This is a genomic window from Flavobacterium succinicans LMG 10402, from assembly GCF_000611675.1.
GTDB classification, from domain to species: Bacteria; Bacteroidota; Bacteroidia; order Flavobacteriales; family Flavobacteriaceae; genus Flavobacterium; species Flavobacterium succinicans.
Genome location: NZ_JATV01000005.1, coordinates 184,491 through 198,320, shown reverse-complemented (window position 1 = coordinate 198,320; position 13,830 = coordinate 184,491). Strand labels below are relative to the sequence as shown.

The following is a 13,830-nucleotide window of genomic DNA, read 5'->3' as shown; positions in this document are numbered from 1 at the left end:
CTTCCAAATACAAAACCAATTTCAATTTAAGCCTAATGCCCAAATTGCTTGTAGCGTGTGTTAGCTGTTGTATTTTTATTCAATTACGTATATCAGTTTCGGAGCTCCAGCATCGTGTTCCCCCACTGCAAAATAAAATGGTTTTTTAAAATTCAAATTTTTAAATAGGTTTTCATTGTCAGCTCTTAAAAAAGTTTGATGAGATTCTATTAAAGCTGTAGTTTCAAATAAATTGTAAATGTCCATTAAGTCATCCCAATCATCGAAATCATCTTCTTTTCCTTGAATTTCTCTTGTCAAATCGTAAAGTAATGGAATTTCACATCCAGGCAAGCAAGAAATGTTTTCTAAATAATCAAGTCTATCATCCATAGTTTCAAAAATTGGACTTTCATTGCCATTGTAATTAAAATCGATTGCAAATGCGTCAAATTCTCCGCCGTAAAGTCCGCTATGTTCAAAATATAGCATATTAAAGCTTTTTTCTAAGTCTTTATTGTATTTGTCATTTAGCCAATACTTTTCAATATTTGTTTTCAAATCATTGAACATAACTTCAATATATTTATCGGTATTATGTTCTTTCCAAAGTTTATAAAATTCAGATTGCGTTTTATTCTTCGTTAATTGTAGACTTTCAATTACAATTTTTTCTAATAGGATTTCATTCTCTTTTAGACTTTCGATTATTATTTTGTTTTTCATTCCAGTTTTTTTTTTAATATAACAGCTAACGTTTCGCGGCTACACGAGGTTTGGGACTAAATTAAGACTAATTTTTCGGTTAAAGACTAATTTTTCAAATACAAAACCAACTTTAAATTAAGCCCAAAACCCAAATCTCGTGTAACCGCTGTTACTGGCTGGTTATTTTGTCGAAATTACAATTAAACCGCAAATTTTTCACGCTTCTGTTGGCAGAATCCAACTTTCACGTTTCTGCTTTTCGGCTCGTAATTTTCAAGGTTTTATTTTCAATTATTTACTTTTCGATTTATAAATTCCGACTTTCACGCTTCTGCTTTTCAGATTCCAATTTTCAAGTTTGCTTCGCCTGTTCGCTGTCGCTCGAATCTGATGGCAAGTTTCCATTTTCACGATTTCGCTTTTCAGTTTTCCAATTTTCAAGTTTCTGCTGGCAAGTTCCAATTTTCACGCTTCTACTTTTCAAGTTTCTGCGAGTTGCAAACTTTATTTCCAAATCGAAATTACCTGCGTAATTTCGGCATAACTAGCCAGTAACGTTCCCGCGCTACAAGTAGTTTGGGACTAAATTAAGCCCATTATTCGGATTTGCCAAATCTTCCAAATACAAACCAATTTTTCCATTAAGCCTAAAACCCAAATTGCTTGTAGCGTGTGTTAGTGGCTGTTTATTTTTTTACGTATTTTATTATTCGTTTAAGCTTTTCAGTGTCTTCTTTATAAGTTTCTATTTCTCCAATATTCTGCAATGTAAAACCTAATAAAGTTTCATTTGGTTCAGAAATTCTGTTTTGTTTTTTTACTTTAATGTTATAATAAATGTAAAAAGGAGTTTTTAAAAATCCCGAAGGAAATCCCCACCAACCTAATAATGCAGTTGAAAATATTGATTCTTGATTTTTTTTGTCCAAACAATCAGGACAAGCAATTATTGGTTCTTTTCTAAAAGTGGAAAATACGATAAAACTTTTTACTGTATGCATCACAGTTCCATTTAGTTTTGCAGTTTTATTTCCGCACATTGGACAAGGTAAACTTCTTATTCTTTGGGATATTTCCGTTATTTCGTCTAACGTATATTGTCTGTTTTGAGCTTTTGCGCCATCTAAAATATTAGGATTTAAATTTCTCTTAATAATTTCATTTTCAATAATTTCTAAAACTCCAGGTCTTAAACCTCTTGCATTTTCCGTTGCAATATATATGATTTCAGAATCAGTTTTTTTTGAATAATAATCTGCAATATCTTTTAAATCAAATCCACCACTCATAATATTGTTTTCTAAATATTTATCTATATGTTATTGTAATTCAGTATTTTATTCGGCTATTTTCGGCTAAATAGCCACTAACGTTCTGGCACTACAGCGGGTTTGGGACTAAATTAAGCCCTATTTTCGGATTTGCGAAATCATCCCAAATACAAAACCAACTTCCCATTAAGCCTATTGCCCAAATCCGTTGTAGTGGCTGTTGGGCGATGTTTTTTATTCAATTTGATTATATAAATATTTTTTATTTTTAGATTTATCTAACCTATCAATGTATTCAATACTGATTACATTATCAATATAATCTATTTTGTAATGATTCTGTTCAACTTTATTTTTAAGAGATATTTTACTGATTAATTTTTTTTGACTTTCATATTTATATATAATTTCCTCAATATTTTGTTTTTTTATTGCATTTCGCTCAGATGGATAAATATATTTTTTAGAAATAATTTTCTGATTTAAATCAAAGGTGTCAGTTCTTAAAGTAATTGTTTTTTTTGTGTTTACTTTTTTTGTTGAATATATAATCTCACGTTTTGTTAAATTTAGTTTTTCATCATAAATATATTTGTATTGTGTCTGATAAATAATGTTTCCATCATATGGATGAAAAGTTTTTTCACTTTTTTTCCATTCAATAATATTTCGAGATTCGTCAATTTTTATACTATCAGAAAATGTATGTAGTTTGTTAATATTATTTTCAATAAGTATTGTGTTTTTTGTTTTTGATATTGTTCCATTTGATAAACTTTCAAAATCCTCTGGAAATTGATTAATTAAATTATTTATTTTTTCTTTACATCCATTGTTATTATCGCAAATAAAATTTGAAAATCTATCTAATAATTTTTCATCTAATTTATTATAAATTAGTTCTGTTTTTTTTCCAAGAGAATATTGATTTTTATCGATATATAATGTATCCAATATAGCCCCATTGTACTTCATAGCTACTTTTTTTATTTCTTTTAAATTCAAACCATTTTCTTTTTTTTGTAAATCAAGAAATAGTACTGCAGAAGAGAATGAGTTTTGACTTTTAAAATCGTCTGTTAAATTCTCCTGTAAATCAGGGTCTCCTATTTGTGCAAAAGAACTTAAACTAATTAGCATTATTAAATATATAAATTTCTTCATTTTCATTTTATTTTCTCATTTTTTGTTCAAAATATTGCCCAACGTTCCCGCGCTACACGCAGTTTGGGACTAAATTAAGCCCTATTTTCGGATTTGCCAAATCATCCAAATACAAAACCAACTTCAAATTAAGCCTAAAACCCAAATTGCTTGTAGCGTGTGTTAACTGTAGTTATTATTCGTTATATAAAAATTCAGTAAATAAATCTATCCTTACTCCATTATGTAAATCATTTAAAGCTAAACTTATAACTTGATTCACATCTTCTTCTGTAAAATTATCGGAATTTATATAGTTTCTTTTCTGCTTAATTTTTTGTTCAAGATGTTTTTCAATTTTCTCTTTTAGTTCTGATTTTATTTTTTCTCTAAAGTCATCTAATTGTATTTTTTTCTTTTTATATAATGAGTAATATCTTTTTCTTAAATTTTCGTAATCATTTTTCCAATCTTGTGAAGATTTTTGAACGTTATATTTTTTATAATTTATAATTAAAATTTCGTCCTCCAAATCATCAAAAGTTCCCCAACATTCTTCATTATCGCTTATTTCTCCTTCCCAAATATTTATTTTACCATTATCAAACTCAATGAAAAATTCTTCCCCAATATATCTATGAATTTTCCAATATAACCTGGTCAAATCTTTATAGTCAAAATTGAAATTTATTTCTATAACTTCATAAAAATCATCGGAGTTTACTACATCTTTTATGACTTCTTTTTTATTCCAATTAGGAGTATCTCCAAAAAAGAATAAGATAGTATTGTTTTCTTCAATGGTAACTTTTTGAAGTATATTAAGATTATTTAGGATATTCGGTTTTTTCATAATTACAGTTAACGTTCTGGCACTACAGCGGGTTTGGGGTTAAATTAAGCCCTATTTTCGGATTTGCCAAATCATCCCAGATGCAAGACCATTTTCCCATTAATCCCAATACCCAAATCCGTTGTAGTGGCTGTTAGCCGTTCGGTTTTATTAATCGTTTTCTAAGAATATTTTCCAATATTCAATATCCATCCAATTATTATCATTTTTAGTTTTAGTTAAAAACAACTCTAATTCCGTTTCTGAAATCGGATTTTTCTCTATTTCAACTGGATTTTGTCTGTTGATTGATAAAATCCTTAAATCGTTTAAGATTGATGAAAATTTTTCAATTGAAATTGCTATGTAATTTTCTTCCCATTCTCCATTTCCGTGTTCAGCAATAAAAACTGGCAAGTTTTGATTTTCAATATCAACAAAAATTGGATCATCCATATTATCAGTTGCAATTACAACCCAATTCTTTTTCCAATCTCCATTTTTGTTACCAGTTAAAGACTTTCCATTTTCGGATACGCTATATCCAATTTGTTCTTTTTCTATATTTTCTAATTTGAATATATTTATTTCACCATAACCTAAAGAAATATCTTCTGCTTTTGATATAAAATTCTTGAAGTTTTCATTCTCAAATAATGCATTAAAATTGGGCTTTTCGTTACCATTAAATAGTTTACTAAAAATACTCATTTTTTCTTCGTTTATAGTTTTGTTTTCTTTCGGTTTTCTGTCGCTCTAAACTGACGGCTAACGTTCTCGCGCTACACGCGGTTTGGGACTAAATTAGCGTTATTTTTCTGATTAGCCAAAAAAAAACGAAAAATTTTTCCGCTTTCTGTTTTCCGCAAAGTCATTCAAATTTGCTTTTCTTTCGCATTTCGATGTCAGATTCTGAGCTTGATTTGCGTCGGCACGCTAGCTAGTTCATTATTATTTTTTCAGTTGCAAAACGTCTGGTTGATGTCGGCTGTGTCTTTTCAACGGAGCTATACACCCTAACTAGCATATACACGAAACAAACCTTCGTATATACACCTATATTTGGGTGGCTATGCGAAGGTTGGTTTCGCTTAATTGTTTTTCAAATATATTATTTTTTTCTTACAAATCATCAAAAGGACTTTTAATTTGTTGCAAACTTTTCGTACTAACATGAGTGTAAATCTCGGTGGTTTTACTACTATTATGGCCTAATAATTCTTGAATGTATCGTAAATCGGTGCCATTTTCTAATAAATGAGTGGCAAAACTGTGGCGCAACCAATGTAAAGTAGCGGGTTTAGGGATTGCTGTTTTTCGAAGGGCTTGTTTGAGTATGAGTTGTAAACTTCTGGCATCATAAGGTTGTCCTTTACTTTGCCCTTCGAACAAATAGTTAGTAGGTTGGTATGCTTTATAGTACTCTCTAAGCATTTCTAATATTTTGGGAGATAAAGGAGCGATTCTGTCTTTTTTACCTTTGGCATTTTTGATTAATACTATATTTCTCTTGGAGTCAATATGTACTGGTTGCAAGGATAATAACTCACCACAACGTAACCCACAACTATAAATTAACGAAAGCATGGTTTTGTGTTTGATATTGCTATGTGCGTTCAATATCGCCTTTACTTCCTCCTTGCTCAACACGTTGGGGAGTACTTTTTCACGTTTGGGACGGTGGATTTTATCTACCATCATCTTGGTTTCTCGAATGGTTTGAAAAAATAATTTTAGGGCATTGACCATCTGATTTTGGTAAGAGGCAGACAGTTTTTTTTCCAAAATATATTCGTTGTTATATACTATTAAATCTTCATTGGTGATTTCGGCAATGGATTTTTCGCGATAAAAAAACAAAAAGGATTTTAAAGCCTCGCAATAGGTCGTTATCGTGCTTTCACTATACCGTTTCGAACGCATCCATTGTTTAAATTTTTCGATTTGTCCTGTGCCTTCTTCAGAAGGAATAGTGTGTGATAAAGTTGGAATTTTAAACCGAATCCGGTTTTCTAAGGTATCTGGCAAATGCCAAACGGCTAAGGTTTGACTCCATCGGGAGCCTTCGAGCTCTTTAATTCGGGAGATTAATGCAGCGTCTTTTTCGAAATAAACGGCTATTCTCTTTTCTTTTCGGTGTGTAATTAATTGGGCTTTCCAGTGCATAAGGCTTATAGTTAGAGAGTTAAAGATAATGAAAAAAGTGAAAAGTGAATAGTCAGAAGTAAGAAGTAAGAAGCCTTCTACCTTTTTCCTTCTGCCTTTTCTGCCTTTTCTGCTTTCTGCTTTCTTATTTCTTATTTCTAACTTCTAATTTCTTATTTCCCTAGCCCTGATGGGAGTGGAAATCCTCTGGCTCGGGTGGCTATTTTTTGGCGGGTGGGAAAGAGCGACCTAAGAAGCTCCTTTGCCGCCCAGCCAAAAAAGCCACGCGAGACGGAGATTGCAGCGGACAGCAGGATTAAGCTCCTAAAAAAAAGCGACTCCTTTACAGAAATCGCTTATGGATAGGGTAGAGGAGGAATTATTGATTTTGTAAAAACGCTTTCAGTTCCTCGTAGGTTTTGATTTTGGTGCTTATTTTTTCTTTGTTTAAGACGCTCTCTATTTGTGTTGGAATAGGTAAAGTCACGCCTAATGCGGGTTCTACGATGTCTAAAAACTTGATAGGGTGTGCGGTTTCCAGAAAAATCCCCAAGGCATCGGGATGGTTTTGCAACTCTTTTTTCAGACCTAAATAACCCACGGCGCCATGAGGTTCTGTAATGTAACCTTTTTGCTGTTGAATGGTTTTCATGGCCTCGAGTGTGTCGACATCGCAAAAGGTGTAGGACGAAAAGTCTTTTTCGAATTGTTTCAAATCATGTTGATACATTTCTTGGATGCGCACAAAATTACTCGGATTGCCCACATCCATAGCATTCGAAATCGTAGCGATGGAAGGTTTTGGGTCGTAAACGCCATTTTCTAGGAAACGCGGTACGGTATCGTTGGCATTGGTAGCAGCTACAAAATGTTCGATAGGTAATCCCAATTTTTTAGCGATAATACCCGCGCAAATGTTGCCAAAATTTCCACTCGGGCAAGAGAATACTAAGGGTTTCTGCTGTTGTTTCAAGGCTTTGTAAGCAAAGAAAAAGTAGAACATTTGGGGTAGCCAACGAGCAATATTGATAGAATTCGCAGAAGTTAAATGAACAGCAGCCAATTCAGAGTCCAAAAAAGCTTTTTTGACCATGTCCTGACAATCGTCGAAAACACCATCTACTTCGAGCGCTTTGATGTTTTGTCCCAAAGTGGTGAGTTGGCGTTCCTGAATGTCGCTCACTTTACCTGATGGATACAAAATCACGACATCCACTCCAGTCACGCCCAAAAAACCACTGGCTACGGCGCCGCCTGTATCTCCAGAAGTAGCTACCAATACTGTATTCTTTTTGGAAGGGTCGTTTCGGTTGAAATAAGCAATGCAACGCGACATAAAACGCGCGCCTACATCTTTAAACGCCATCGTTGGACCGTGAAATAATTCTAAAGAATAAATCCCTTTTTCGACTTCGACTACAGGGAAATCAAAGCAAAGCGTTTCGGCTATGATTTGGCGTAGCGTTTCGGCTGGAATTTCGTCACCCACAAATTGCTGAATGGCTTGAAATGCAATCTCCTCGTGAGATAGCTTTTCGATGTTTTCAAAAAAGTCAGCCGCTAATGGACTAATTGATTTCGGAAAATATAAACCTTTATCAGAGGCCAATCCTTGTACCACCGCTTCCTCAAAAGAAACGTTGGGTGCATTATGATTTAAACTGTAGTATTTCATTTTTAGTTATTGGCTTTTAGCTTTTGGCTATTTGCTTTTAATAATTAGTAAATAAAGTGTTGTTTTAGAAAGAAAGATTCGATTCCCCCTTTAGGCAATGTCATTAAGTTAAGGATTAAATGATAAAATGATTGCTGATTTTTGATTGCTGATGTATCAGATGCTGAAAATCATATAATTTTTACTCACTTGCTCTAAAATCTAAAATCGTTAATCTTTAATCTAAAATCTCTTAACTTAATACGTTCCCCCTTCGGGGGTTAGGGGGCTATTATAGTAACTCCATCTGGATTGATTTTCGACACGTGAATTTCGTAAGGCAAATTCATTTCCTTATAAATTTTACTCATGGCATAGGCTATCTTTTGAGCATTGGTTTCACCTTTGCTTAACGCAAAAATCGAAGGACCAGAACCTGAAATTCCTGAACCCAAAGCACCGTTTTCGTAAGCGGTTTGTTTGATGGCATCAAAACCCGGAATCAACATACTGCGAACGGGTTCTATGATTTCGTCATGCAATGAACGCCCAATAAGTTCGTAATCTTGGGTGTACAAGCCAGCGACTAAACCACCCACATTCCCCCATTGTGTAATGGCACTTTTTAGGGAAACAGTTTGCTTCAAAACCGAACGCGCATCCGATGTTTTGAGTTCAATTTGTGGATGAACTACCGTGGCGTATAATTCTGAGGGACTGTCGATTTTGATAATATCTAAAGGGTTGGAACTTCTTACTAATGTGAAGCCTCCCAAAAGGCAAGGGGCTACATTATCAGCATGGGCATTGCCACTGGCTAGTTTTTCGCCTTGCATGGCAAATTGTACTAATTCCTTGCGTGAAAAAGGGCGGCCTAGCAATTCATTAATTCCAAAAACAGCTCCGGCTGAACTCGCTGCACTGCTTCCAATACCGCTTCCAGCTTTGATATTTTTGTAGATCTCGATTTCAAAACCTAGTTCTGTTTCGAAAGCTTCTAGCAGGGCTAAAGCGGCTACTCCAGCAACGTTTTTTTCAGTTTCTAAAGGTAAATCGGCCCCTACGATTTTGGTAATGCGAACGCCTTTTTCGGTAGAAGCTCGCACAATCATTTCGTCGCCTGCAGTGGCCAAACACAAGCCCAAGACATCAAATCCACAAGAAAGATTAGCGATAGTAGCCGGGCAAAATAGTTTTATTTCTTTCATAAGTCAGCCCCTCCCGACCTCCCCAAAAGGGAGGAGTACAGAGGATTTATTAGTTAATATTTATTTTAAGCTCTCGAGATTCTTCGCCGTGGCGAGTTAGGGAGCTACACATTTCCAATTCGAATGACATCGGCAAAAATTCCTGAAGCCGTAACCGCAGCACCAGCACCAGCGCCTTTAATCAATAACGGTTGGTCTACATAACGATCGGTGTAGAATAACACGATATTGTCTTTTCCTTCTAAGTTATAAAACGGATGGTCTTTGGCGATGAATTGCAATCCAACATTGGCTTTGCCGTTTTCGAATTGGGCAACAAATTTGAGACGGGATTCTTTTTCGTTAGCTTCTTTTAATAATTGTTGAAAATGGGAGGCGTTTTTAAGAAGTGATTTAAAGAAATCGTCATTGTTATTGGTTTTCATGCATTCGTCAGGTAAGAAAGAAAGATTTTCTATATCTTCAATTTCCATCTGATAACCGCTTTCTCTAATAAGAATTAAAATCTTTCTTGCTACATCAACTCCGCTTAAATCGATTTTTGGGTCAGGTTCTGTAAATCCTTGAACGCCTGCTTCTTTTACTACATCATGAAAAGAATAATTTGGACCGAAATTATTAAAGATAAAATTCAAACTTCCTGATAAAACCGCTTGTATTTTGTGCACTTTATCGCCTGATGCAATTAAGTTTTTTACGGTGTCAATAATTGGTAAACCTGCACCTACATTGGTTTCGAATAAGAAAGGAGCATTGTATTTTCTGGATAAATTTTTAAGGTTTTGGTAGTTGGCATACGCCGATGAACAAGCAATTTTGTTACAAGTTACTACTGCTACGTTTTGTCTTAAAAATTGTTCATAAAGCTTAGACACACTTTCATTGGCAGTAATGTCTACAAATATGCTGTTGCGTAAATTGAGTTCTTTTACTTTAGCAATAAAAGCCTCGGCATTTGCGGGTTCACCAGTTGCTAAAAGGGATGCCCATTCTTTGAGCGACATGCCTTCTTCGTCAAAATACATGTTTCTAGAATTAGAAACAGCAATAACACGCAAATTGATTTTTAAATTCTCTTTTAGGAATTTCTTTTGTTGGTGAATTTGCTCCATGAATTTTTCACCCACATTACCCACGCCCATAACAAACAAGTTGAGTTGTTTGGTGTTTTCTTCAAAGAAGTTTTCGTGTAAAGTATTCAAGGCTTTTTTAACATCTCTTTCATTGATAACTACAGAAATATTTCTCTCGGAAGCCCCTTGTGCAATCGCACGTATGTTGACATTGTTTTTTCCAAGTGTACTAAACATACGTCCGCTAAGCCCTTGGTGGTTTTTCATATTTTCGCCTACTAAAGCAATAATGCATAGGTTTTTTTCAACTATGCAAGGTTCGACTTTGTTTTGAGTAATTTCAATTTCAAACGCTTTGTTGATGGCGATTTCTGCATTTTCTGCATCAGAATTCAAAATACCAATACAGATGGAATGTTCTGAAGAAGCTTGCGTAATGAAAATAACATTGATGTTTTCGTTTGACAATACTTCAAAAAGACGTTTGGAAGAACCCGCCACGCCAATCATTCCCGAGCCTTCGAGCGTAATAAGTGTGATGTTATCAATATGACTGATTCCCTTTACCGGTGAGCCATTAGCAGCAATTGTATTCGAAATAAAAGTGCCTTCTGCTTCTGGCTCAAAAGTGTTTTTGATTAGAATTGGAATGTTTTTTCTTAGTACTGGCTGAATAGTTGGCGGATATAAAACTTTAGCCCCAAAATGCGACAACTCCATAGCTTCTTGATAAGAGATAGTTGCAATAGGTTGTGCTTGTTTTACCAATTTAGGATTGGCAGTGTACATTCCGTTTACATCTGTCCAAATTTCCAGTTCTTCTGCTGCTAATGCGCTGGCAAGAATCGCCGCTGAATAATCTGAACCACCACGTCCAAGAGTTGTAGTAATTCCATCTTCTGTTGCTCCAATGAAGCCTGGAAGGAGCACTACTTTAGCATCATTTGTTGCAAAGTAATCTTGGATGAGACAATTGCTTACTTCAAAATTCACGCTTGCTTTTCCAAAAGTTGCGTTGGTTTTAATTAGTTCACGACTGTCTTTATAACTACTGCTTTTTAAGTTTTGTTTTAAAGCTTCAGCAATGATGAATGAAGATAATAATTCACCAAAACTTAAAATGGTATCGGCAGTTCTCGGAGATAATTCACCCAACAAGAAACAACCATCCAGCAATGTTTCTAGGTGATTGATGATGCGTTTGATGTGGCTCAACAAAGCACTTTGCTCGCTAACTGGAATTAGTTGTTTTAAGGTGTCCAAGTGTTTTTTCTCAATTTCTAAAACGATGTCTCTAAAACTTTCGTCGTTTTGTGCGGCTTTAGAAGCAGCTAGTTGTAGTAAATCTGTGACTTTGCTTAAGGCAGAAACAACTACTGCAAGTGGTTCTTTTTCTGCTTTTCCTGAAATTATGGCTAAGACTAATTTGATATTATCGGCATTGGCTACAGAAGTTCCGCCAAATTTTAATACTCTCATTTTGTGTTTTATTTAATTGAATGCTAAGGTTTGCTGCCTCCCATTAGTCTATTGTCTATAGAATAGGGGAGATGTAAATCGGATGATATGTAAAAGTGTATACCCCTAAAGGGTAGTAGTAGTTGCGGTAGAAATGGTGCTAACAGCAAAAGCAACCCCAGTTGGCGTTGTCATGTGTAGTGTGTATATGCTATTAGTGTTTTCCATTGTGATTTTTCAAAAGTACAGTTTTTTTGTAAAGATTTGGTATTGAATATGCTTTTTACGAATATTTTAAAATATACTGACAAATTTTCTTAAAATTACATTAAATATATTTTAGCTGTGAAATAATTGTGATATACGCTTTATTAATCATACTTGTCCGATAGGGTATTCTGTTTTTGACCTAAAATAAAACTCTTGTGTAAGTTTGTTTTTGGCTAGTTATCGCTTAATGCTATCAAAATATACTTATTTTTTACATCTTACTATTTGGGCGTTACCACAAGGGCCGGGCTTTACGTTACAATCTTTTTGAGGCTGAAAAAGCCTCAAAAAGGATTTTCACTACAATCCCTAACGCAAAACACTGTGCTTAATGGATATAAGACGTAGGAACTAAAGACATGTGAGTCGAAAAGAATTCAGAATGAAGTGGCTGTTGCTGGTACTAGCGGAATAAACAGCATTTGTATGTTATGGAGTAGCAGACTAGGTAAATGTTAAAATGACGGATTGAATTTAATTATTTCTATTTTCAGTTGCTTATTACTGCGAATTTATTCAATTTTGACGCTTAAACGATTCTTAAAATGGATAATACCTATTATATTTCTACCGAACTCCTTACTTTTGAAGCACTTCAAGAGATTGTTGTTTTTCAAAAGACTATTGCTTTGTCTGAAGAGGCTAAAGTGAATATTCAAAAATGCCGGGATTTTTTGGATAAAAAAATGGCTACTCATAACGAACCTATTTATGGCATTAATACTGGTTTTGGCTCGTTGTGTAATGTTAAAATTTCCAACGAAAACCTTACTAAACTTCAAGAGAATTTAGTTAAATCGCATGCTTGTGGTACAGGTGAGGAAGTGCCTTTTGCTATTGTTCAGTTGATGTTATTGCTTAAAATTCAATCCTTAAGTTATGGTCATTCTGGAGTGCAATTGCAAACGGTTGAACGTTTGGTGGATTTTTATAACAACGGAATTTATCCTGTAGTTTATACTTTGGGGTCCCTTGGTGCTTCGGGTGATTTGGCGCCTTTGGCTCATTTGTCACTACCTTTACTTGGAGAAGGTGAGGTGTATTTTGAAGGGAATAAAGTAGCTGCCAAAGAGATATTAGCTCGTTTCAATTGGGAGCCTATTATTTTGCAATCCAAAGAAGGTTTGGCTTTGTTGAACGGAACTCAGTTTATGGCTGCTTACGGCGCTCATATTATAATTAAAGGGCATAAGTTATCCTATTTTGCAGATTTAATTGGGGCAATTTCCTTAGAAGGTTTTGATGGACGCATAGAACCGTTTACAGAATTGATTCATTTTATTCGTCCTCATAAAGGGCAAATTCAAACAGCACAGCGCATGAATGATTTCCTTGAAGGAAGTCAGATTGTGGCGCAGCCCAAAGCACATGTTCAGGATCCCTATTCGTTTAGATGTATACCTCAAGTTCATGGCGCTTCAAAAGATGCCATGGAGTATGTGAAAAAAGTGTTTAAGACCGAAATAAATTCGGTTACCGATAATCCAAATATTTTCATTGAAAGTGATCAAATTATTTCTGGAGGTAATTTTCACGGTCAACCTCTGGCATTGGCGCTCGATTTTATGGCAATTGCTTTGGCTGAATTGGGAAGTATTTCAGAAAGAAGAACCTATCAATTAATTTCTGGCTTACGAAATCTTCCAGCTTTTTTGGTTGATAATCCTGGATTGAATTCAGGTTTTATGATTCCGCAATACACCGCAGCAAGTATTGTGAGTCAAAATAAGCAATTAGCAACGCCTTCAAGTGTGGATAGTATTGTGTCTAGTAATGGTCAAGAAGATCATGTAAGTATGGGGGCGAATGGAGCTACAAAATGTCTTCGAGTATTGGATAATCTAGAGCGTATTTTGGCGATTGAGTTGATGAACGCTTCGCAGGCCATAGAATTTAGAAGACCTTTACAGTCTAGTAATTTTATAGAAATGTTCTTGAATTCGTATCGTCAAGAAGTGCCATTTGTTAATGAAGATCGAATTTTACATTACGATATTGAGAAGACAATTTCCTTCTTGAATAGTTTTCATATTGATGACGAATTGATAACATTAAGCTAACATTAGCCGCAAATAATGAACTAATTTTG

At 34.6% G+C, this 13,830-nt stretch carries 10 protein-coding genes; 1 reads left to right on the top strand and 9 read right to left on the bottom strand.

The features are described 5' to 3' along the window. Positions 1-75: 75 nt before the first annotated feature. The 9 genes from AO58_RS0106450 to thrA form a co-directional block, all read right to left on the bottom strand. Positions 76-705 carry a hypothetical protein gene (locus AO58_RS0106450; RefSeq protein ID WP_024980918.1) on the bottom strand — a complete coding sequence of 210 codons (630 nt, stop codon included), beginning with the start codon at positions 703-705 and terminating at the stop codon, positions 76-78. Between the two features lie 668 nt (positions 706-1,373). Then, complete coding sequence (locus AO58_RS0106440) at positions 1,374-1,976, bottom strand: hypothetical protein (RefSeq protein WP_024980917.1); 603 nt, start codon at positions 1,974-1,976, stop codon at positions 1,374-1,376. A 216-nt stretch (positions 1,977-2,192) separates the two neighbouring features. Beyond that, on the bottom strand, positions 2,193-3,122 hold the full coding sequence (locus tag AO58_RS0106435) for a hypothetical protein (protein ID WP_155959410.1): 930 nt from the start codon (positions 3,120-3,122) through the stop codon (positions 2,193-2,195). A gap of 175 nt (positions 3,123-3,297) precedes the next feature. Next, complete coding sequence (locus AO58_RS0106430; RefSeq protein WP_024980915.1) at positions 3,298-3,954, bottom strand: hypothetical protein; 657 nt, start codon at positions 3,952-3,954, stop codon at positions 3,298-3,300. Between the two features lie 150 nt (positions 3,955-4,104). Beyond that, the gene (locus tag AO58_RS17970) at positions 4,105-4,644 is read right to left on the bottom strand and encodes a hypothetical protein (RefSeq protein WP_024980914.1); all 540 of its coding nucleotides are present in this window, start codon (positions 4,642-4,644) and stop codon (positions 4,105-4,107) included. A 411-nt stretch (positions 4,645-5,055) separates the two neighbouring features. Beyond that, entirely contained in the window at positions 5,056-6,099 is a 1,044-nt protein-coding gene (xerA, locus tag AO58_RS0106420) for a site-specific tyrosine recombinase/integron integrase (protein ID WP_024980913.1), read from the bottom strand. Positions 6,100-6,457: 358 nt separating this feature from the next. Next, entirely contained in the window at positions 6,458-7,753 is a 1,296-nt protein-coding gene (thrC, locus tag AO58_RS0106415) for a threonine synthase (RefSeq protein ID WP_024980912.1), read from the bottom strand. Between the two features lie 260 nt (positions 7,754-8,013). Continuing rightward, complete coding sequence (locus AO58_RS0106410; RefSeq protein ID WP_024980911.1) at positions 8,014-8,940, bottom strand: homoserine kinase; 927 nt, start codon at positions 8,938-8,940, stop codon at positions 8,014-8,016. Between the two features lie 104 nt (positions 8,941-9,044). Continuing rightward, positions 9,045-11,492, bottom strand: coding sequence for a bifunctional aspartate kinase/homoserine dehydrogenase I (thrA, locus tag AO58_RS0106405; protein WP_024980910.1), 2,448 nt, complete (start codon positions 11,490-11,492; stop codon positions 9,045-9,047). A 794-nt stretch (positions 11,493-12,286) separates the two neighbouring features. Between thrA and hutH the strand changes: the two genes are divergently transcribed. After that, a complete protein-coding gene (gene hutH, locus AO58_RS0106400; protein WP_024980909.1) occupies positions 12,287-13,801 on the top strand; it encodes a histidine ammonia-lyase in 1,515 nt (504 codons plus the stop codon). The last annotated feature ends 29 nt before the right edge of the window (positions 13,802-13,830 follow it).